Genomic DNA, 20,683 nt, shown 5'->3' with positions numbered 1-20,683 from the left:
GATGATCGAGGTCGAGGACGTCGTCAAGTCGTTCACCGTCCGGACGCGGACCGGGGGCCTGCGGCGGCGGGCCCGGACGACGCTCCGCGCGGTGGACGGGGTGTCGTTCGCGGTGGAGCCCGGCGAGTTCGTCGGCTACCTCGGCCCGAACGGCGCGGGCAAGTCCACGACGATCAAGATGCTGACCGGCATCCTCACCGCGTCGTCGGGGACGCTGCGGGTGTGCGGGCTGGACCCGTCGCGGCGGCGCACCTCGCTCGCGCGCCGGCTCGGCGTCGTGTTCGGCCAGCGCACGACGCTCTGGTGGGACCTGCCGCTGCGCGACAGCCTGTCCCTCGTCCGGCGGCTCTACCGGGTGGAGGGGGCCCTGCACCGGACGCGGCTCGCCGAGCTCACCGCGCTGCTGGAGCTGGAGCCGTTCCTGGACACGCCGGTCCGGCAGCTCAGCCTGGGCCAGCGGATGCGCGGGGACCTGGCGGCGGCGCTGCTGCACGATCCGGAGCTGCTCGTCCTGGACGAGCCGACGATCGGGCTGGACGTGGTGAGCAAGGCCACCGTGCGCGATTTCCTGGAACGTATCAACGCCGAGCGCGGCACCACGATCCTGCTGACCACGCACGACCTCGGCGACATCGAGCGGCTCTGCCGCCGCGTCATGATCATCGATCACGGCCGGCTGGCCTACGACGGCGGGCTGGACCAGCTGCGCCGGACCGTGGACGCCGACCGGGTGCTGGTCGTCGAGCTCGCCCGGCCCGGCCCGGCGATCGTCCTGGACGCCTCCGGGTGCGGGCGGATCGAGGCCGAGCGGGTGGAGGGGCCGCGGCAGTGGCTGCGGCTGCCGCGCTCGTCGAACGCCGCGGAGGTCGTCGCGGCGGTGGCGCGGCGGCACGAGGTCCGCGACATCGCGCTGCGGGAGGCCGGGATCGAGGAGGTGCTCGCCGGGCTCTACCGGGGGGACCACGCGTACTCGTTCTCGGGGCCGGTGGCGCCCTAGGCGGGCGCGGGCCGCGGACGCGCCGTCAGCGTTCGACGGCGTGGTACTCCGCCGCGGCGGGGTCGCCCTCGCGTCCGGGACGCCAGCGGCCCGGCGCCCAGGCGGGCATGAGCAGGGCGAAGCCCATCATCGCGTAGACGCCGGAGCCGAGCAGCATGCGCAGGCCGGCGTCCAGGTCCCCCGCGGGCGGCACCCTCCCGGGCAGGTCCAGGACGCGGGCGGGGTCGGCGAGGAAGTACGCCGACGCGCCGATCAGCGCGAGGGCGGGGACGAGGGAGACCAGCGGCGACGCCCACCGCGCGACGATGACCACGCCCGTCACCAGGCCCACGGCGGCCAGCAGCGCGAAGGCCCCGTAGATCCGGGTGCGGTCGGTGATCTCCTGGCCGGTCCCGTCGAAGGACTGCCCGGCCTGGACGTAGCCCCAGGCCGCGCCGTAGACGAGCGCGGGTGTCAGCAGGACGCCGAGGACGAATCCGAACGCGTGGCGCACCGCGCATCACATCCCATCGGACGCGCCCGGCCGGGCGCGTGGTCGCGCCCCACCGGGCCGTCAGTACCGACCCCATCAGAACACGCGATCCGGAAACGCCGCAGTAAATCGTGAAGAGGTGGTATCGAAGAGTGATCTTGAGGGTAGGCCCGTCCTGGGAGCGCCGTCACTTCGCCGAGATCGTAAACTCCCGCGCCGCACCGGACGTCGAACCTTTCAAGATCAATGAACATCGGCGGCGCGCCTGTGTGACCATGCCCGGCCCTTTCGGCAGACATGAGGGGGACAGGGCCGGCGGCACGCACGCGCACACGGGGGACCAGTGATCGAGTTGATGGAACGGGCCATCGGCACATCCGGCGGCGGGCGGGCGAGGGCGGCGCCGACGGTGACGCGGGTCATGGACGGGATCACCGACGGCCTCGTCGTCCTGTTCGCGCTGTGGACGCTCATCTACCACCTCGCCCTCCCGCTGGACCCGCCCACCTCGGCCCTGCTGGTGCTCTGGCCCGTGACGGCCCTCGCGGTCGCGCTGGCCTACGCCCGGCGGCGTGGCTGGTGGGCCATGGGGCCGCTCTGGGACGAGCCCGCCGTGCGCGGCACCGGGGACCCGCCGCGCGCCCTGCCCGTCGTGGCGGTGGCAGCGGGCCTGGTGGCCGGGGCGTGCGCGGGGCTGCGCCCGTCCGGCGCCCCCTGGTGGTGCGTCTGGGCGGCGGGACTCGTCAGCGTGGCCGCGTCCGGTGCCTGGCTGCTGATCCGGCTGCGGCGCGAGCCCGCCCTGGAAGAGACGGCCGAGAGAGGCGGCGCCGGCGAAGGCGCCGGGGAGGGACCCGGAGTCCGCTGGGGCACGCCGCTGGCGCTCCTCACCGGCGCGGGGTTCGCGGTGGCCTCCCTGTTCATCGTCAACACCGACGGGGACGACGCCTACTTCGTGTCCCGGTCGGTGGCCACGGCGGCGTCCGGCCGCATCCCGCTCCGGGACGTGATCTTCACCGCCGGGGAGACCCGCCCGATCGCCGGCGAGCCGCCGGTGTCGTCGATCGAGGTGCTCGTCGGGGCCCTGGCCCGGGTACTGCACGTCCCCGCGCCCTCGCTCCTGTGGTACGCGGTGCTGCCCGCGGTGACCTTCGTCGCGGTCTGGTCACTGTGGCGGCTGGTGCGGGCGTGGGCGCCGCGCCGGGCGGCGGCCTGCTTCGCGGTCGCGGCCGTCTACCTGCTGTGGGCGGGCGAGGGGCGGGCGTCGCTCGGCTCGTTCCACCTCCTGCGGATGTGGCAGGGCAAGGCCGTCCTGGTGTCGGTGCTGATCCCGCTGCTGTACGTCTACCTGACCCGGTGGGCCGAGAGGCGCAGGCGCGGGGACCTCGCGCTCCTCGCCGTCTCGGGGATCGCCGCGGTCGGGCTGACGTCGTCGGCGGCGTTCGTCTTCCCGCTGGCCACGGCGGCCACGGTCGTGCCGCTGCTGGCCGCGGGCCGGTGGCGCACCGGCCTGGCGGCGTGCGCGGTGATGGCCTACCCGATCGCCTCCGGGACGGCGGTGATGCTGCTGCACTCCGACACCGCCGTGCGCGGCGCCGTCCACGACGGGCCGGTCACCTACCAGTGGGTCCTGCTCCAGTCGACGCTCGGCGTGCTGGCCGGCTGCGCCCTGTGGCTCTCGCCGTGGACGGCCCGCCGCGGGGTCCCCGCGCTCATCGGCGCGGGCGTCGCGGCGCTGGTGACGATCGTCCTGCTGCCCGGGGTGCTCACGGCCGCGGCGGACGTCTCGGGAGCCGGGCAGGTGCTCTGGCGGACGATGTGGGTCGTCCCCGCGCCCGCGCTGATCGGGCTTCTCGCCGCCGCACCGGTCCCCGCCGCCCCCCGGGCCGGACCGGTGCGCCTCGCCGCGGCCGCGGCGCCCGCCGCCGCCCTCGCCGCCGCGCTGGTCGCCGGCGGCATGCCGGTGTGGTCGGAAACGAGCGGCTCGTTCGTCGCGTCCCGCCCGTCGTGGAAGCTGCCCGCCGACCAGGTCGGGACGGCGCGCGAGGTGGTCCGGGCGGCCGGGCCGGGCGGCGTGGTGCTGATGCCGACGCCGTTCATGCGGGCGGTGCCGATGCTGTCGGCGGACGTGCACGCGGTGAACCCCAACCCGCACTACCTCGCGATGCTCCCGGCCCCGGCGCGGTTCATCGAGGACCGGCGGCTGCTGAGCTCCGCCGTGCGCTCGCCCTACGGGCCCAAGCCCGAGCCGCGCCGCGTGGCCGGGGCGCTGCGGCGGACCGGCGTCCAGGTGGCGTGCGCGCTGCCCCGCGACCGGCGCGCGCAAAGCCTGCTGTCGCGCGCCGGGTACCGCGACCCTCGCCGCCTTGGACAGCTCGTTTGCGCCTTCCCGCCACGAAACTGACCGTTTCGACCGCGTCTGTACGGGCATCGGCGTTGCATTCGATCCGACGCACGTTGGAGGACAGACAATGTCGACCGTCCTACTGGTCGTCATCGCCGTCGTCGTCATCGCCGCCCTCGTGGCCGCCGCGTTCCTGGCCAGGAACGCCGCGCGGACCCGGCGGCTCAGGCGGCGCTTCGGCCCCGAGTACGACCGGGCCCTGGAGGCCCACGGCGGCCGTGCCGCCGCCGAGCGGGAGCTGGAGTCCCGCGAGGAACGCCACCAGGACCTCGACCTGCACGAACTCGCCCCCCAGGAGCGTGAGCGGTACCGCGAGCAGTGGATCCGCGTCCAGGAACGGTTCGTCGACGCCCCCGAGGCCGCCGTCGAGCAGGCGGACGAACTGGTCACGATCGTGATGGGCGAGCGCGGCTACCCCACGCGGGGCTTCGAGGAGAAGGTCGCCCACCTGTCGGTGGAGCACGGCCGGACCCTGGAGCACTACCGGCTCGGGCGCGACATCAGCGTCCGCGCGAAGGCCAAGCAGGCGTCCACGGAGGAGCTGCGGCAGGCGATGGTGCACTACCGCGCCCTGTTCGAGGACCTTCTGTCGGTGCCCGAGCATGAGCGGGCGGCCACCCCCGCCACGGGCGAGCAGACCCGGAGGAGCTGACCCATGGCAAGCGAGAGGCCGGACACCGCGGCGCCCACCGCCGGACCCCCCACCGGACCCGCCGCCCGGCAGGCCGCCGGCCGGAGGGACGGCGGCCCGGTGCCCACCGCGGACGAGCGCGCCAAGGCCGCCGGGGCCCCCGGCCCCGCGGGCGGGGCCGCTGGTGACACCCATGTCGCCGGTTCCCCGCCGGAGGACGAGCCCGACACCTCCACGGACACCTCCCCCGACCCCCTGCCCGTGCCGGGCGCCCGCCGCGGCGGGACACCGGCACCCGGCGGGCCGGGGAACGGCGCGCGCCCGCGTTCGCCGGGCGGCGCGGAGGGCCCCGGTGAGGCGCACGGCGCCGGCGGAACCCCCGCGAGGCTGCTGGAGTCCGCCGAGGCCGACCGGTTCCGGGAACGCTGGCACGCGGTCCAGGCCGGCTTCGTCGACGACCCGGCGGCGTCCGTCCGCGCGGCGGACGAGCTCGCCGCCGAGGCCGCCGACGCCGTCGGCCGCGCCCTCGCCGCCAGGCGGCGGGCGCTGTCGGAGCCCGGGGCGGGCGGTGGCGGGACGGACCAGTCCGACACCGAGCGGTTGCGGCTGGCGCTGCGCGACTACCGGGCCCTGCTCGACCGCATCGTCAGCTGTTGAGGAACCTGTAGACGGCCTCGCGTCCCCGCGTGCCGCGCTCGCGGTTCTGGATGGAATGGGCGGCGCCCTCCACCACCACGAGCGTGCCGCGCGGGGCGCGGCGCAGTTCCTCGCGGGCCCATTCGAGCGGCGTGGACAGGTCCCGGTCGCCGTTCAGCAGGAGGACGGGCACGGGCGGCAGCCTCCATCCCCGTGGTTCGGCGGTGTGCCGTGACACGGGCCACGGAAGGCAGCTCTGGACGAACCCGCCGCCCACGGCGGTGTCGGCCGTGAAGGGCCAGGTGGCGCGGGCGGGCAGGTGCTCGCGCGTCCGCTCCAGGATCGCCTCCCGGCGGGCGGCGGGCGCCTCGGAGGTGCCCCAGGGGAAGTGCCCGTCGCCGCAGAGGGTGGCGACGTGCAGGCCCTGGCTGTAGTCGGCGGGGCGGCCGCCGCCGGAGTCCAGCATCCGCAGGAGGGCGTCGAGCCGCGCCGGGGCCCCGTGCCGTGCCTCGTGGAACGCCGCGACGACGTCGCCCGTCCCTGCGGGCAGGGCCCCGCCGGCGTCCGGGTCGCGGTAGGTGGGGTCGAGGAACTCGTAGGTGACGAGCATGTCCCAGATGCGGACGTGGTCCGCGCGATGGCGGGCCAGCCACGCCAGGTCCCGCGCCGGGTCGAACCCGCAGGCCGGAGCGGTGCTGCATGCGTCGCGCAGCACCCGCGCGGTCGCGCGCAGGCCGGTGAGGTAGAGCATGTCGTCCTTCTGCGGGTCCACGTGCGGGAGGACCGAGTCGAGGACGAGCCTGCTCACGTTGCGCGGGTGGAACGCGGCGTACGTCGCGGCGGTCATGGTGCCGTAGGAGACGCCGTCGAGCGTCATCGTGCGGACGCCGAGCGCGCGGCGCAGGAGGTCGAGGTCGCCGACGGTCTGCTCCGTCGTGTAGTAGTGGCGCCGGTCGCCGAGGATCCCGGCGCACTCCCGGACCGCCTCCCCGCTCGGTGCCTCGATGTCGGTGCCGCCGACCTCGGCCTGGAGCCGCGGGCAGTCGAGCGCGCCGGACTCGCCGGTGCCCCGCTGGTCGATCGTGACGAACCGATAGTTCTTGGTCAGCCCGGGCAGCCGCTGCTGGGAGATCTGGCTGATGAACGGCACGCCGGGCTGCCCGGGCCCGCCGGTCAGGAACAGCAGCACGCCCTTCGGCGCGGTGACGTTGCCGCCCGCCGCCACCTGGAGCCGCAGGGTGCCCCGGCCCGGATTCCGGTGGTCGAGGGGGACGGTCAGCGTCGAGCAGGTGAAGCCGGGCTGCCCTGCGCAGGGGCGGGGGTCCTCTAGGGCCGGCGCGGACGTGGCCGGGGGCGCGTGGGGTGTCGCGGCCGCCGCCGCCCCGCCGGATCCGGCGAGGGCGAGGGAGAGGGCGAGCACCGGGACGAGTCGTGATCGCATAGGAAGATCATCTCTCCCGCGGGACCGCGGCGGGCGTCCCTCGCCGGAAGCGGCCAGCCGCCGCGGCGCTCGTCACGGACGCCACCGGAGTGAATACTGAACCGTCGTCCGGTACGGCTTCCTGAGCGGAGGATCCACGGTGTCCGACACGTACACGATGACCATCGACGGCGCGGCCGTGCCCGCGCGGGACACGTTCGGCGTGATCGACCCGGCGACGGGCCAGGTGGCGGAGCGGGCGCCGGAGGCGTCGGCGGAACAGCTCGACGCGGCGATGCGGGCCGCCCAGGCGGCCTTCCCGGCGTGGCGGCGCGACGAGGCCGCGCGGCGCGCGGCGCTGCTCACGGCGTCCGAGGTCATGTTCGCGCGTGCGGAGGAGCTCGGCCGCATCATCACGCTGGAGCAGGGCAAGCCGCTCTCCGACGCCACGATGGAGGTCACCGGCGCCGGCGTCTGGCTGAAGTACCACGCCGGGCTGGAGATGCCCTCCGAGGTCATCCAGGACGACGAGACCGCGCTGGTCGAGGTCGTCCGCCGGCCGATGGGCGTCGTCGCGGCGATCACCCCGTGGAACTACCCGCTGCTGCTCGCGGTCTGGAAGATCGCCCCCGCGCTGCTGGCGGGCAACACGGTGGTGCTCAAGCCGTCCCCGTTCACGCCGCTGTCCACCCTGAGACTGGGCGAGCTGCTGCGCGACCTCCTGCCGCCGGGGGTGCTGAACGTGGTCAGCGGCGGGGACCGGCTCGGCGCCTGGATGACCGCGCACGAGGTCCCCCGCAAGATCAGCTTCACCGGCAGCGTCGCCACCGGCAAGCGGGTCGCCGCGGCGGCGGCGGCCGACCTGAAGCGGGTCACGCTGGAGCTCGGCGGCAACGACCCCGCGATCCTGCTCGACGACGTGGACCCGGGCGCGGTCGCGGCGCGGGTGTTCGGCGGGGCGTTCCAGAACAACGGGCAGGTCTGCTCGGCGATCAAGAGGGTGTACGTCCCGGCGGCCCTGTACGGCGACGTGGTCGACGCCCTCGCGGAGCAGGCGGTGGCCGCCAGGGTCGGCAACGGCATGGACGAGGGCGTCCAGTACGGCCCGGTCAACAACCGGCCCCAGTTCGAGCGGGTCGGCGAGCTGGTGGCGGACGCGCTGGCGGGCGGCGCCCGCGTGGCGGCGGGCGGAGCGCCGCTCGGACGCCCCGGCTACTTCTTCGCGCCGACGATCGTCGCCGACGTCGCCGACGGCGCGCGGATCGTGGACGAGGAGCAGTTCGGCCCCGCGCTGCCCGTCATCGGGTACACCGACCTGGACGAGGCCGTCGCGCGCGCCAACGCCACCCACTTCGGCTTGTCCGGCTCGGTGTGGGGCACCGACGCCGACCGCGCGGCCGACGTCGCCGCGCGCCTGGAATGCGGGACGGCCTGGGTCAACACCCACCTCGCGATCGGCCCGGGGCAGCCGTTCGGCGGGTTCAAGTGGAGCGGCCTCGGCGTCGAGAACGGGCCGTGGGGCCTGCACGGCTTCACGGAGATGCAGGTCGTCCACCGGGCCAGGCAATGAGGGCGCACGCGGGACAGAGGGGGCGGGCGGCGGGCCCGGCGCGGCGGGCCCCTACCCCGTTCGCGGGCGTTCCAGCGGGTACGGAGGGCCACGACTTCAAGGCCGGAAAGTGACATGTCCGCTACTGGCGGCCCGCCACCGGAATGGGACACTTTCGGAGCAGGAGCGCTTGATGACCGCTTCGTGACCCGTGGAGGGCCCGGATGCACACGTGGGACGTCATGCGGCAGGACGGCGCCGGCACCACGTCCCGCGTCACCGCGCACGACTCCCGCGTCTCGGCCCTGGCGCACGTCCTGGTCCTGGAGGGCGACGCGCCGCACGGGCGGCCCTACTGGGTGGAGGGCCCGGCGGGACCGGCCGTCCGGACCAACCGCGACCTGTACCTGCATTTCCTGCACCTGGGCCAGGAGGCCAGGGCGGCGTCCTGGTCGCTGTCGGCCTTCCTGCGCGCGCTGTGGAAGGTCAGCGCGCCGCTCAGCGGCCGCGCCGAGCTGGAGCCCGACGACGTCGCCGCGATGTTCACCGCCGCGTCCGCCACCCCGCCCGCCGCGTTCGACCCGGCGTGGAGGGCGAAGGACCTCTCGCTGCCCGGCGGCGGGCCGGAGGGATACGCCGACTGGGAGCGGGTCGTGCTGTCCCAGCTCGCCGACCTGGAGGACTTCCTCGCCGCTCCCCCGGGCCCGCAGGCGCGGTTCGGCGCCGACGCGCCGCGCCCGGACGGCGCGGGCCGCCGCGCCACGCCGCCCCGCTGGCTCAACTTCGACCCGGCGACGTACCTGGAGTGCGCCGTGGCGGGCAGCCTCGGCGGCTGGGACGCCGCCGACGGCGCCCGGGTGCCGCTCCCGGCCGGGCCCGGCGAGACGCCCGCCCGCTCCTACGTCCGCGCCATCACCACGATGACCTGGGGCGACCTCGCGCGCATCGCCGTGTGCGGGCAGATGTACGAGTAGCCGTCCCGTCGGCCCCGGATGGTAGTACTGGACCATGGACGACAGGCCGGTGGAGATCGCCGACCGGGGCGGCTGGTGGCTGGCGCGCGCCCGGCCGCACCCCGCGCTGCGCCCGTTCCTGCGCACCTACGACGGCTACTGGGAGGAGGAGGCCGTCCCCACCCGGATGCGCACCCTCCCGACCCGCTCCACCGTCGTGATCATCAACCTGGGCCCGCCGCTGCGCCTCGCGGTCCCCGATCCGGGCGTCCGCGACCGCGACTACGGGTCGTTCGCCGCCGGCATGCACGACGGGCACGGCTCCTACACCCACCCCGGCGGGCAGCGCGGCGTCCAGCTCGACCTCACCCCGCTCGGCGCCTACACACTGCTCGGCGTCCCCATGGCCCGGCTCACCAACGCCGCCGCCGAGCTGACGGACCTCCTCGGCCCGGACGTCCACCGGCTCGTCGAGCGGCTCGCCGCGACACCCGGGTGGGCCGGCAGGTTCGGCCTGCTCGACGCGTTCCTGCTGCGCCGCCTGGACCGCGGGCCCCGCCCCGATCCCGAGGTCCGCCGGGCCTGGGACCTGCTCACCGGCACCGGCGGGCGCGTCCCGGTCGCGCGGCTCGCCGACGAGGTCGGCTGGAGCCGCAAGCACCTCGCCCACCGGTTCCGCGAGCAGGCCGGGCTGCCGCCCAAGGTCATGGGCCGGGTGCTGCGGTTCGAGCGCGCCGTGGGGCTGCTGCGCGACGGCGGCGGCCTCGCCGGCACCGCCCTCGCCTGCGGCTACTACGACCAGGCCCACCTCAACAGGGAGGTCCGCGCGCTGTCCGGCTGCACCCCCACCGAACTGCTCGCCGGGCAGCTGGAGCAGCAGCGCGTCACCACCCTCGCCGAGGCGGCCGGCGGCTGACGGCCCGCGGCCGGGCCGGGACGGGCCGCGCGGCGGCCGGTCAGCCGTGGCTCACGCCCCCTCCGAGGTTCATCACCACGACGCCCACCACGATGATCACCGCGCCGGCGATCGTGAGCGGGCGCACCGGCTCGTCGAACAGCAGCACGCCGCCGGCGAACGCGCCGATCGTGCCGAGCGCCGACCAGATCGCGTAGACCGGCCCGACGTTCAGCGAGGTCAGCGCCTTCGCCATGAACACGAACGAGATCAGGTAGCCGGCCACCACCAGCACCGACGGGCCCAGCCTGGTGAACCCGTCCGAGCCGCGCATCGCGAGCGTCGCGGTGACCTCGAAGGCGATGGCGAAGGCGAGCAGGACGAAGGGCATCGGTGTCTCCTATCTCCGCCCGGCGTCGGCGGCGATCTTCTCGAAGACCGTCATGTCGGCCTCCCAGGGGGTGCCGGGACGGGGCCAGTGCAGCACGATCTCGGTGATGCCGAGGGCGGCGTAGCGGCCCGCGAGGTCGGCGAAGGACTCCACCGACTCCAGCCACGGCTCGCCCGAGAACCCGGTCAGCAGGACGCGTCCGGCGATCTCGCGGCCCTCGGCCTCGCACGCCGCGTCGAGCGCCGCGAGCCGGGACCGCACGACCTCCAGGGGCTCCCGGCCTTCTTGGTGGCCGCTGGTGACCCAGCCGGCACCGTGCCGCGCCGCCACCCGCATGCCGCGCGGGCCGTCGCCCGCGATCACGAACGGGACGCGGGGGCGCTGGACGCCGCCGGGCCCCGCGGCCACCTCCCGGGCCGAGTAGAACGTTCCCTCGTGGGTGGTCCCGGGCGCGCTCAGCAGCCGGCCGAGCAGGTCCGTCCACTCGGCGAAGCGGCCCGCGCGCTCGGCGGGCGCCCACTCCGGGCCGCCGAGGACGCCCGCGTCGGACGCCCGGCGGGTCCCGCCCGACCCGATCCCGACGGTGAGCCGCCCGCCGCTCACCTGGTCGATGGTCTTGATCGCGTGGGCGGCCGGCACCGGGTGCCGGAAGTTCGGCGAGGTCACCAGCGTCCCGATCCGCACCCGCGAGGTCACCGCCGCCGCGGCGGCCAGCGTCGCGTACGCGTCGTACCAGGGCGTCGTCCCGCGCCAGGCGATGTGGTCGTACACCCACGCGTGGTGGAAGCCCATCTCCTCGGCGCGCCGCCACGTGTCCGCGGCCTCCGGCCAGGGTTGCGTGGGCCACAGCACCGTGCTGATCCGGGGTGCGGTCACCTGTTCCTCCGTCCTCGTCCCCGGCGCCCCGCCGCGGGGCGCCCCTGGCATCCCATCATCCCGGCGGGCCCCCGCGGATCACTCCCGCGTCGCGGCCAGCCAGTGGCGCAGCGCCCACCACCAGTTCGCGGCGCGCGCCACCGCCGCCCCGTCCGCCGGGTCCGGGAGCCGGTGGCCCGTCAGCTCCTGCAGGCGCCGCACCCGGTGCTTGACGGTGTTCCCGTGGACGTGCAGCGCCGCGGCCGCCGGCCCGATCCGGCCGCCGTGGTCCAGGTAGGCCAGCGCGGTCTCGGCGACCTCCCGGTGGAAGGGGTCTCCGGGGTCCAGGCCGGCGAGCAGCCCACCGGCCAGCAGGCGGCCGAGCACGGGCTCCCCGCCGGTGGCGGTCAGCAGGGCGAGGTCGGCGAGGTGCCGCATCCCGCCCAGCCCGGCGGCGGTCCCGGCCCGCAGCGCCCGGCGGCCCAGCTCGTAGACCTGGGCGAGGTCACGCGGCGGCACGGGCGGCGCCGCCACGAGCAGCGGCCCGCCCGCGAGGGGGCCGCCGGGGCGCGGGTCAGGCAGCCGGGCGACGAGTGCGGCCAGCCGCCCGTCCACCAGCCCGCACAGCCCCGGCCCGGCCGCGGTCAGCGCGGTCTCCAGGCGAGCCGCGGCCGCGGGGTCGCTGACGTCCGACACGACGCAGTGGTAGGCGCCGGACGGGCCGGGCGGCGCCGGGACCGGGACCGCCTCCCCGTGCAGCAGCCGGCGGAGCGTCTGCACGCGGCCCTCGCGCGCCGTCCGGGCCATCTCCAGCTCCGCCACCCGGTGCGCGTGCACCATCCGGTGGACGAGCGCCGTGGTGATCTCGTCGATGCGGGTGACGCCGTCCAGCAGGAGGTTCTCCGGCACCCCCCGGCGCCGGCCCTCGGCGACGAGCGCCCGGACGAGGTGGGCGCGGCCCGCCTGGAAGCCGTCCAGGAACGCCGCGACCGGCACCCCCTGCCGGGCGCGGTCGGAGCCGAGGCGCCCGGCGGCGGCCAGGACCTCCTCGTCCGGTCCCCCGGTCTCCAGCGCGGCCAGCACGCCGCGCACGAGCGCCCGGGCGTGCCGCCGGGTCTCCTCCTCCGGCAGCGCCGCCACCGGCTCCGACCTTTCCCGCGCGGCGCGGACCGCCGCCTCCACCAGCGCGGGGTCGCCGCCGTGCCCGATCAGCGACCGCAGGACCCGGTCGCCCTCACTGGACTCCACCCACCCATTCTGCGGCCGTATTGTCCGTTCCGGACAACCGGGTGGGAGGTGCTTGGGCGGCGGCCCCCTTGTCCGTGCGGCATGGACGGGTATTCGGTGGTGGTGAAGGACGAGCGCAAGGAGTCCGCGCGGGAGGCCGGCGATGCCCGACGACGAGCAGTTCCTCGACAAGCTGCCCACCGACCTGATCCTCCGGCTGCCCCCGGCGTTCGACGACCCCGGGGACGAGCGGCGGCACCGCAAGGAGCGGCTGGCGGCGGCACTGCGGATCTTCGGCAGGCTCGGCTTCGAGGAGGGCGTCGCGGGGCACATCACGGCCCGCGACCCCGAGCGGGCCGACCACTTCTGGGTCAACCCGTTCGGGATGTCGTTCAAGCACGTCCGGGTCAGCGACCTCATCCTGGTCGACCATCAGGGCAGGGTCGTCGAGGGCCGGTACCCCGTCAACGAGGCCGCCTTCGCGATCCACTCCCAGATCCACCAGGCCAGGCCGGGCGTCGTCGCCGCCGCGCACAGCCACTCCACCCACGGCAGGGCGATGTCCGCCCTCGGGCGGCGGCTGGAGCCGATCACCCAGGACGTGTGCGCGTTCTACCAGGACCACGGCCTGTTCGACGACTACACCGGCGTCGTCACCGACGTGGAGGAGGGCAAGCGCATCGCCGCCGCCCTCGGCGGCCACAAGGCGGTCATCCTGCGCAACCACGGCCTGCTCACCGTCGGGGACACCGTGGACGCCGCCGCCTGGTGGTTCATCACCATGGAGCGCTCCTGCCAGGTGCAGCTGCTGGCCCAGGCCGCCGGGCCTCTCGTCCCGATCGAGCACGACAACGCCGTCCTCACCCACGGGCAGATCGGCAACGACCTCGTCGGCTGGATCAACTACCAGCCCCTCTACGACCAGATCACCCGCGAGCAGCCCGACCTGTTCGACTGACCCGCCCGGCGGGCGCCCTACCCGTCCGTGTCGGAGGTCTCGGCGAGCGGGAGCAGCACCTGGAAGCGGGTGTCGCCCGGCAGCGACTCCACCCGGATGTCGCCGCCGTGCCGGTCGGCGACGATGCGCCAGGAGATGTCGAGGCCGAGGCCCGTCCCCTGCCCGACCGGCTTGGTGGTGAAGAACGGCGTGAAGATCCGGGTGAGGTGCTCCTCGGGGATCCCCACCCCGGTGTCGCCGATCTCCACCAGCGCGTGGTCGTTCTCCAAGGCCGTCCGGATCGTGAGGGTCCCCGACCCCTGCATCGCGTACAGCGCGTTCACGATGAGGTTCGTCCACACCTGGTTGAGCTCGGCCGCGTAGACGGGCACGGGGGGCAGCGACGCGTCGTAGTCGGTCTTCACCGTCACGTCCGGGCCGATCTTGCGCTTGAGCATGGTGAGCGTGCTGTCGAGCAGCCCGCGCAGGTCGGTGCGCTGATAGGCGGCGCGGTCGAGCTGGGAGTACTGCCGCGCCGAGTCCAGCAGCGCGGTGATCCGGCCCGTCGCCTCGGCGATCTCCTCCTGGAGCTGGGCGACCTCCAGCACCTCGGCGAGCCACCGCACCGCCGCGGGCAGGTGCTCGCCCGCCGCGGCCGCGACCTCCCCGGCCTCCTCGACGCCGACGCCGGCCGCCACCAGGCCCGGCGCCAGGTCCCAGGCGTCCGGGACGCCGTGCTCCTCCAGCCAGTCGCCGAGCTCGTCCTCGGCGTCGCTGACCTCCATCGGGCTCCTGCGCGCCGCCGGCGCGGGCAGTTTCGGTCGCAGTGACACCAGGGCGCTCAGGTGCGTGCAGTCCACGCCCCGCGCCGCGAGGTCGGCCAGGCTCCGCTGCGCGCCGAGCAGCCGCTCGCCCAGCTCGGCGCTCGCCCGCGCCGCGGCCGCCGCCGGGTTGTTCAGCTCGTGGGTGAGCCCGGCGGTGATCGTGCCCAGCGCCGACAGGCGCTCACGCTGGTCCACGGTCCGGCGCAGCGTGCTCATCCCGAAGAAGATCCCCGCCAGCAGGTGCGTCGCCATCGGGAACCACTGGCGGACGGCCTTGCCGAACTTGCGCGCGGGCAGCACAAAGATCCGCGAGGGCCGCGACGCCCGCAGCGTGTGCTGGTACCTCTGCTCGATCTGGTCGTCCAGGTACGCCTGGACGGCGCCGCCGTAGGTGCCCCGGCGCGCCGTCCGGCTGATCTCGACGCCGTGCCCGCGGACGTTCTGGCTCATCACCATCTCGCCGTCGAGCAGCACGTAGAAGTACTCGGCGGGGTCGCCCTGCGCGCAGATCACACCGTCCGCGGGGTACTCCTCGACGGTCCCGTACTGCGACAGCCAGCGCAGCTTCTCCTCGTCGAGGTCCTCGAAGAGGAACAGCCCCCGCAGTTCCTCCGGCGACGCCTTGCTCATGCCGGCCTCCCCATGCCCCCGCACCTCACGCCTGTTCCAGGTACCGGTGGACGAGCGCGACGGCCATCGCCCCGTCACCGACGGCCGAGGCGACGCGCTTCATCGACTCCGAGCGGACGTCTCCGGCCGCGAACACGCCGGGCACGCTGGTCTCCAGGTGGTAGGGCTGGCGGCCGAGCGTCCAGCGGGCGGGCCGCCGGCCGCCCGCGACGAGGTCGGGGCCCGTCACCACGTAGCCGAGCCGGTCCCGCTCCACGTAGCCGTCCAGCCAGTCCGTGCCGGGCTCGGCGCCGATGAACACGAACAGCCAGTGCGCGTCGATCGTCCGCAGCCCGCCCGGCCACCGGACGGTGAGCCGCTCCAGCCGGTCGCCGCCCTCGGCCCCGCAGACGGCCTTGCCGGTGTGGACCTCGATGTTGGGCGTCGCGGCGATCTGCTCGACCAGGTAGTGCGACATCGACCTCTCCAGGCCGTCCGCCCGGACGATGATGTGCACCTTCTTGGCGTACTTGGCCAGATGGACCGCGGCCTGCCCGGCGGAGTTGGCGCCGCCGACGATGGCGACCTCCTCGTCCACGCAGGAGGGCGCCTCGGTGAGGGCGGCGCCGTAGTAGACGCCGCGCCCGACGAAGTCGTCCACGCCGGGGGCGGCCAGCCGCCGGTAGGACACGCCGGTGGCGAGGATGACGGCGTGCGCGGCGATCTCCGTGCCGTCCGAGAGGCGGGCGACGCGGGCGGTGCCGCGCGACTCCAGCGCGACGACCTCGCCCGCCTGGAGGAGCTCGGCGCCGAACCGGTCGGCCTGGCGGCGGGCCCGGTCGGCGAGCTGCGCGCCGGACACCCCGTCGGGGAACCCGAGGTAGTTCTCGATGCGGGAGCTCTGCCCGGCCTGGCCGCCGAGCGCGCGGCGCTCGACGACGACCGTCTTCAGCCCCTCGGACGCGCCGTACACCGCGGCGCCGAGCCCGGACGGGCCGCCGCCCACCACGATCAGGTCGTAGAAGCCGGTGGACGGCGTGGTCGGCAGCCCGATCGCGGCGGCCAGCTCCGCGTCGGACGGGGCGGGGAGGGCCGCGCCCTCGGCGGTGACGACCAGCGGCAGCTCCGGCGCCCCGGCCGCCGCGACCAGCTCCGCGCCCTCGGGGTCGGCGTCCAGGAGCCACGTGTAGGGCACCTGGTGGCGGGCGAGGAAGTCGCGCACCTCGTAGGAGCGGGACGACCAGCGGTGCCCGACCACCCGCAGCTCGCCGGGGCTCCGCCGGTCGGCGCGCTCCCACGCGTCCAGCTGCGCGTCGATCACCGGGTAGAACTTCTCCTCCGGCGGGTTCCACGGCTTGAGCAGGTAGTGGTCGAGGTCCACCACGTTGATCGCGCGGATCGCGGCGTCGGTGTCGGCGTAGGCGGTCAGCAGCACGCGGCGGGCGAAGGGGAACAGGTCCATGGCCCGTTCCAGGAACTCGACGCCGGTCATCTCCGGCATCCGGTGGTCGGCGAGCAGCATGGCGGTGTCGTCGCCGCGCAGCCGCAGCTCGCCGAGCGCCTCCAGCGCCTGGCGGCCGGACTCGGCGCGGACGATCCGGTAGGACCCGGCGTACCTGCGGCGCAGGTCCCGCGCCACGGCCCGGGACACCCCCGGGTCGTCGTCGACCGTCAGCAGGACTGGTTTGGGCACCCTGTCTCCTCGATCGGGAACTCCCCCGGGCGAAAGCCTACGTCCCGCCGCGCCGTCCCGACCCCGGCGGCACCGCCGGAGGGGCCGATCGGTCATGATGCGGGCATGGACCTGCGTGTTGCGCTGATCGGGTACGGCACCGGCGGCTCGGTGTTCCACGCCCCGCTGATCTCCTCGGTGCCCGGGATGCGGCTGGCCGCGGTCGTCACCGGGGACGCCGGGCGGCAGCGGGACGTGAAAGACCGGTACCCCGGTGCGAAGGTCCTCGACACCGCCGACCGGCTCTGGGAGGCGTCGGGCGCCTACGACCTGGTGGTGGTCGCCGCGCCGAACCGGATGCACGTCCCGCTGGCCCGGACGGCGCTGACCTCCGGGGTGGCGGTCGTGGTGGACAAGCCGGTGGCGGCCACGGCGGCCGACGCCCGGTCTCTGGCGGCGCTCGGCGCCGTCCGGGGGCTGCCGGTCGTCCCGTTCCACAACCGGCGCTGGGACGGCGACTACCGCACCGCGTACCGGCTCGCCGCGTCGGGCGCCCTCGGCGACGTGCACCGGTTCGAGTCGCGGTTCGAGCGGTGGCGGCCCGAGGTGGGGACGGGCTGGAAGGAGAGCGGCGACCCCCGCGACGGCGGCGGCATCCTGCACGACCTCGGCTCCCACCTGATCGACCAGGCGATCACGCTGTTCGGCCGTCCCGAGCGGGTCTACGCCGAGATCGACGCGCGCCGCCGGGGGGCGGCGGCCCCCGACGACGCGTTCGTGGCCCTCACGCACCGCGGCGGGATCCGCTCGCACCTGTGGATGAGCGCGACCGCGGCGCAGCTCGGCCCGCGGTTCCGGGTGCTGGGCAGCCGCGCGTCCTACACGGTCTCCGGCATGGACGTGCAGGAGGCGGCCCTGCGCTCCGGGAGCACGCCGCGCGACGCCGGGTACGGCGTCGCTCCCGCCTCGTCGTACGGGCGGCTGGGCACGCCGGGCGACGACCGTCCCGAGCCCACCGACCCGGGCGCCTACCAGGACTTCTACGCGGCGGTGGCCCGCACCCTGCGGACCGGCGCGACACCGCCGGTGACGCTCGCGGACGCGATCACCGGCCTGGAGGTCGTCGAGGCGGCGCTGCGCTCGGCCCGCGAGGGCGTGCTCGTCGACCTCTGACCGGGGGACGGTCAGAGGACGGACACGTGGACGTGGTCGTAATGGTTGGCGGTGATGCTGCCGCGGTCCTCCATCTGGCGCCAGCCTCCGCCGCCGCGCATGTCGTAGATGCGCTGCCGCCAGATGACGTACTTGATGCCGAGCCGCGAGGCGTTGCTGATCACGTACTGGGCGACCTGGTCGCCGTGGGAACGGGCCGAGGCGCTCGGCGCCCTGCCCCCGGTGCTCTCCATGAAGTCGCACGCGCGGCCCGAGCCGTGGTCCTGCGGGTCGCCGGGGCGGGCGCAGCCGATCGTGGGGAAGGGCCCGAACCGGCCGTCGATCGCGAGGAGCGCCGTCCGCATCCGCGCGGTCATGGAGTTGCCGACGATGGGCGACCTGGCGCCGCTCGCGCCGTCCGGGCGCCCGCCGCCGCTGGGGGCCCGGGTCTTGGTCACCTCGGGCTTGTACTTGGCGAGCAGCTTGCTGACGCGGGCGCGCTGGCCCTCCAGGTCCTCGATCTCGCGCCGGACCTCCTCCAGCTTGGTCTCGGCCGTCCGCCGCGACTGGGCCGCCTGGTCGTTGAGCGTCCGCAGGCCCTGGACGCGGCGGCCGGTGTTGCGGCTCAGGTGCTCGATCATGGTGGCGTCCCGGATGGCGCCGTCGGGCTCGCCGCCGGTGACGATCGAGGTCACGTCGAGCCGCCCGGTCATGTACGTGGTGGACGCCAGCCGGACGATGTCGGCGCGGGCGTCGTCGTACTCGCGGCCCGCCCGCTCGGCGTCCGCGCCGGCGCGCAGGGCGGCCTTCTTCGCCTGCTCCAGGGAGATGAGCTCGCCCCGGTACTCCTTGGAAAGGGCGTCGGCGCGCTTCTTGAGCTTCGCGTACTCCTTTTTGAGGTCCTTCTTAGGAGCCTCAGGGGCGTACGCGGCGCTCCCGGACGCCGGGGGCAGCGCCGACGACATCCCCGCCACGAGGACGAGCACGGCCAGGCGGCGGGCAGCCGTGCGCGTTCCGGAGGGGCGCTCCGTCCTTCCGCGCCGGGTGCCGCCGGGGGGATCGTGGGCCGCCACAGATCACTCCTCTATAACAAACCTCAAGATTTGCGGCACGCTACCACATTCACTCAATTCACCTCAGTAACTTCGATAAATACACAGAGTCACACAGAGACCACGGAGGCGGACGCCGCGCCGGACGATTCGGGGCCGGACCACCCATGGCGGTCCGGCCCCTCCCCCGTCACACCGGGCGGCCGTGGCCCCCGGCCCCCGCTCCCGGTCCCCGGGCTGTGGCGGCGGCCCTCGCCGGGTCACCGCCCGGCGAGCTCCTCCCAGCGCGGCACCCTCGGCTCCCACCGCAGCCGGAGCCCGGCCTCGGCGGGCGTCCGGTCGCCCTTGCGGTTGTTGCACCTGCCGCAGGCCAGCACGGTGTTCTCCCAGGTGTCCCGGCCGCCGCGCGACCGCGGATGGACGTGGTCGATGGTGTCGCCCCGCCTCCCGCAGTAGCCGCAGCGGCCGAGGTCGCGCAGGTACACCCCGCGCTTGCTCCACGGCGGGCGCCTTCCGTGCCGCCAGCGCATGGCGACGTACTTGACCAGCCGGAGCACCCGCGGCACGGGGAAGCTGCCGATCGTCCGCCCCTCCTCGGCCTCCTCGACGACGGCCACCTCGCGCACCAGCATGCGGATGGCGTGCCGCAGGTCCACCTTCTGCAGCGGCTCGTAGGACGCGTTCAGCACGAGCACGTTCACCGGGTCACCTCCCTGGCCCGCGTGCCGCTCCCCCGCCAGGATTCGAACCTGGATATCCGCATCAACAATGCGGCGTTCTGCCGTTGAACTACGAAGGAATGGTCCGGCAATTCTCTGCCTTCCGGGCATTTCCCGGAAGCCCCATCAGAGTGCCGATACACCGGCGGAAACGGCAACGCATTTTCCGGCGGCCCGGCCCCGGCGGCCTCGTCCGGCGCCCCGGAGCGGCCGGAGCGCGCGGCGCAGCCGTCTGCGCGCGCGAACACGCGCCGTCCCGTATTCAGGGAAGATGGACAACGGCGCCCATTCCGCCGGGGCGGCGGACGGTCAGCGGAAGGCGGGGAGGGCGGTCACGGCGGCCTGGTACTCCAGGGACTCGCGTTCGACGCGGAAGCCGAGTTCCTCGTTGACGGCCAGCATGTGCGTGTTGTCGCCGACGTTGTCGGTCTCGATCTCCCTGACCTCGGGGCGCTCGATGGCGAGCCAGTCGAGCATCGCGGCCTTGACCCAGATGCCGAGGCGCCGCCCCCGGTGCTCGGGGGCGACCGCGGTGTCGTACTGCGCGGCGCGCCCGGCGCAGCCGAGCGGGACGACGACCTCGGTGAACCCGGCGATGGCGGAGCCGTCGAACGCGGCGACGGTGTAGAGGTCGTCGCCGCGCTTGGCGACGACCTCGGCCGTCTCGCGGACGCGGTCGGCGTCCCACGGGGTGCCCTCGTACTCGGCGAGGTCGGCCATGGCGGTCTTGACCCGGGCGAGGGCGGAGGCGTGCTCGTCGGGGACGACGCCCTGCCAGCGGACGAGCCGGTACCCGGGGGGCGCCTCGGCGAGGAGCCGCGCGACCCGGCCGGGCGGCATCTCGTCCAGGCGCAGCAGCATGCCGCGCAGGGTCAGGACGCACTCGAAGCCGTGGGACTCCAGGAACGGCACGGCGGGGGTCCCGGCGAGCACCTGCGCGATCACGCTGGAGCGGCCGTCGGCCCGCAGGCCCTCGGCGGCCGCGGCCAGCAGCCGCCGCCCGAGCCCGCGCCGGCGGTCCTCCGGGCGGACCTTGATGTCGATCTCGGCCGGGCGGACCGCGCCGGGCTCGCCGGGCAGCCGGAGCACCGCCACCGCGGCCAGCCGGCCGTCCCCGGCGGCGGCCCACAGCCGCAGCCGGGACCCGCAGCCGAGCAGCCGCTCCGCCGTCTGCTCCGGCTCGGGCGCCGGCTCCCCGGCGGGGTCGGCCGCGTGGACGGCGGTGACCACGTCGTGCCACTGCCGGACCTGCGCGGCGGTCGGATCATCGAGTGCGATGACGTCCATCCGA

At 75.1% G+C, this 20,683-nt stretch carries 19 protein-coding genes and 1 tRNA gene; 9 read left to right on the top strand and 11 right to left on the bottom strand.

The window, feature by feature from the left end:
- The first annotated feature begins 1 nt into the window (after position 1).
- Positions 2 to 997 carry an ABC transporter ATP-binding protein gene (locus AGRA3207_RS39280; RefSeq protein ID WP_231336528.1) on the top strand — a complete coding sequence of 332 codons (996 nt, stop codon included), beginning with the start codon at positions 2 to 4 and terminating at the stop codon, positions 995 to 997.
- Positions 998 to 1,022: 25 nt separating this feature from the next.
- Here the strand turns inward: AGRA3207_RS39280 and AGRA3207_RS39275 are convergent, their stop codons facing one another.
- On the bottom strand, positions 1,023 to 1,490 hold the full coding sequence (locus AGRA3207_RS39275; protein ID WP_231332425.1) for a hypothetical protein: 468 nt from the start codon (positions 1,488 to 1,490) through the stop codon (positions 1,023 to 1,025).
- Between the two features lie 322 nt (positions 1,491 to 1,812).
- Between AGRA3207_RS39275 and AGRA3207_RS39270 the strand changes: the two genes are divergently transcribed.
- From AGRA3207_RS39270 to AGRA3207_RS39260, 3 genes are all read left to right on the top strand, one after another.
- A complete protein-coding gene (locus AGRA3207_RS39270) occupies positions 1,813 to 3,870 on the top strand; it encodes a DUF6077 domain-containing protein (RefSeq protein ID WP_231332424.1) in 2,058 nt (685 codons plus the stop codon).
- A 67-nt stretch (positions 3,871 to 3,937) separates the two neighbouring features.
- Positions 3,938 to 4,522, top strand: a complete 585-nt coding sequence (locus tag AGRA3207_RS39265; RefSeq protein ID WP_231332423.1) for a hypothetical protein — start codon at positions 3,938 to 3,940, stop codon at positions 4,520 to 4,522.
- A 3-nt stretch (positions 4,523 to 4,525) separates the two neighbouring features.
- Complete coding sequence (locus AGRA3207_RS39260) at positions 4,526 to 5,158, top strand: hypothetical protein (protein ID WP_231336543.1); 633 nt, start codon at positions 4,526 to 4,528, stop codon at positions 5,156 to 5,158.
- Here AGRA3207_RS39260 and AGRA3207_RS39255 read toward each other — a convergent pair.
- Positions 5,148 to 6,578: an alpha/beta fold hydrolase gene (locus tag AGRA3207_RS39255; protein WP_231332422.1), complete on the bottom strand. Its 1,431-nt coding sequence runs from the start codon at positions 6,576 to 6,578 to the stop codon at positions 5,148 to 5,150. The two genes, AGRA3207_RS39260 and AGRA3207_RS39255, sit on opposite strands and share 11 nt — an antisense overlap.
- 139 nt (positions 6,579 to 6,717) lie before the next feature.
- On the opposite strand from AGRA3207_RS39255, the gene AGRA3207_RS39250 reads away from it, so the two are divergent.
- The 3 genes from AGRA3207_RS39250 (at position 6,718) to AGRA3207_RS39240 (ending at position 9,975) form a co-directional block, all read left to right on the top strand.
- The gene (locus AGRA3207_RS39250) at positions 6,718 to 8,127 is read left to right on the top strand and encodes an aldehyde dehydrogenase family protein (RefSeq protein ID WP_231332421.1); all 1,410 of its coding nucleotides are present in this window, start codon (positions 6,718 to 6,720) and stop codon (positions 8,125 to 8,127) included.
- A 203-nt stretch (positions 8,128 to 8,330) separates the two neighbouring features.
- Positions 8,331 to 9,080 carry a hypothetical protein gene (locus tag AGRA3207_RS39245; protein ID WP_231332420.1) on the top strand — a complete coding sequence of 250 codons (750 nt, stop codon included), beginning with the start codon at positions 8,331 to 8,333 and terminating at the stop codon, positions 9,078 to 9,080.
- Positions 9,081 to 9,114: 34 nt separating this feature from the next.
- A complete protein-coding gene (locus tag AGRA3207_RS39240; protein WP_231332419.1) occupies positions 9,115 to 9,975 on the top strand; it encodes a helix-turn-helix domain-containing protein in 861 nt (286 codons plus the stop codon).
- Positions 9,976 to 10,015: 40 nt separating this feature from the next.
- Here the strand turns inward: AGRA3207_RS39240 and AGRA3207_RS39235 are convergent, their stop codons facing one another.
- From AGRA3207_RS39235 to AGRA3207_RS39225, 3 genes are all read right to left on the bottom strand, one after another.
- On the bottom strand, positions 10,016 to 10,345 hold the full coding sequence (locus tag AGRA3207_RS39235; RefSeq protein ID WP_231332418.1) for a DMT family transporter: 330 nt from the start codon (positions 10,343 to 10,345) through the stop codon (positions 10,016 to 10,018).
- 9 nt (positions 10,346 to 10,354) lie between these two features.
- Positions 10,355 to 11,221 (bottom strand): LLM class flavin-dependent oxidoreductase, encoded by an 867-nt coding sequence (locus tag AGRA3207_RS39230; protein WP_231332417.1) that lies wholly within the window; start codon positions 11,219 to 11,221, stop codon positions 10,355 to 10,357.
- A gap of 78 nt (positions 11,222 to 11,299) precedes the next feature.
- Positions 11,300 to 12,448 carry an RsbRD N-terminal domain-containing protein gene (locus AGRA3207_RS39225; protein ID WP_231332416.1) on the bottom strand — a complete coding sequence of 383 codons (1,149 nt, stop codon included), beginning with the start codon at positions 12,446 to 12,448 and terminating at the stop codon, positions 11,300 to 11,302.
- Positions 12,449 to 12,590: 142 nt separating this feature from the next.
- Here AGRA3207_RS39225 and AGRA3207_RS39220 point away from each other — a divergent pair, with 142 nt between their 5' ends.
- On the top strand, positions 12,591 to 13,385 hold the full coding sequence (locus tag AGRA3207_RS39220) for a class II aldolase/adducin family protein (protein WP_231332415.1): 795 nt from the start codon (positions 12,591 to 12,593) through the stop codon (positions 13,383 to 13,385).
- Positions 13,386 to 13,402: 17 nt separating this feature from the next.
- On the opposite strand, the gene AGRA3207_RS39215 is transcribed toward AGRA3207_RS39220, so the two are convergent.
- Together AGRA3207_RS39215 and AGRA3207_RS39210 are read right to left on the bottom strand one after the other, a co-directional pair.
- Positions 13,403 to 14,818 (bottom strand): ATP-binding protein, encoded by a 1,416-nt coding sequence (locus AGRA3207_RS39215; protein ID WP_231332414.1) that lies wholly within the window; start codon positions 14,816 to 14,818, stop codon positions 13,403 to 13,405.
- 25 nt (positions 14,819 to 14,843) lie between these two features.
- On the bottom strand, positions 14,844 to 16,490 hold the full coding sequence (locus tag AGRA3207_RS39210; protein WP_231332413.1) for an NAD(P)/FAD-dependent oxidoreductase: 1,647 nt from the start codon (positions 16,488 to 16,490) through the stop codon (positions 14,844 to 14,846).
- Between the two features lie 105 nt (positions 16,491 to 16,595).
- Between AGRA3207_RS39210 and AGRA3207_RS39205 the strand changes: the two genes are divergently transcribed.
- Positions 16,596 to 17,642: a Gfo/Idh/MocA family oxidoreductase gene (locus AGRA3207_RS39205; RefSeq protein WP_231332412.1), complete on the top strand. Its 1,047-nt coding sequence runs from the start codon at positions 16,596 to 16,598 to the stop codon at positions 17,640 to 17,642.
- Between the two features lie 11 nt (positions 17,643 to 17,653).
- Here AGRA3207_RS39205 and AGRA3207_RS39200 read toward each other — a convergent pair whose 3' ends face one another.
- From AGRA3207_RS39200 to AGRA3207_RS39185, 4 genes are all read right to left on the bottom strand, one after another.
- Positions 17,654 to 18,694 (bottom strand): coiled-coil domain-containing protein, encoded by a 1,041-nt coding sequence (locus AGRA3207_RS39200; RefSeq protein WP_231332411.1) that lies wholly within the window; start codon positions 18,692 to 18,694, stop codon positions 17,654 to 17,656.
- Between the two features lie 239 nt (positions 18,695 to 18,933).
- Positions 18,934 to 19,374: an HNH endonuclease gene (locus tag AGRA3207_RS39195; protein WP_231332410.1), complete on the bottom strand. Its 441-nt coding sequence runs from the start codon at positions 19,372 to 19,374 to the stop codon at positions 18,934 to 18,936.
- Between the two features lie 27 nt (positions 19,375 to 19,401).
- Positions 19,402 to 19,472 (bottom strand) — tRNA-Asn (locus tag AGRA3207_RS39190).
- Positions 19,473 to 19,701: 229 nt separating this feature from the next.
- Complete coding sequence (locus tag AGRA3207_RS39185; RefSeq protein WP_231332409.1) at positions 19,702 to 20,679, bottom strand: GNAT family N-acetyltransferase; 978 nt, start codon at positions 20,677 to 20,679, stop codon at positions 19,702 to 19,704.
- Positions 20,680 to 20,683 lie beyond the last annotated feature (4 nt).

The organism is Actinomadura graeca, assembly GCF_019175365.1.
Lineage (GTDB): Bacteria > Actinomycetota > Actinomycetes > Streptosporangiales > Streptosporangiaceae > Spirillospora > Spirillospora graeca.
This window is presented reverse-complemented; position numbering and strand designations above follow the sequence as displayed.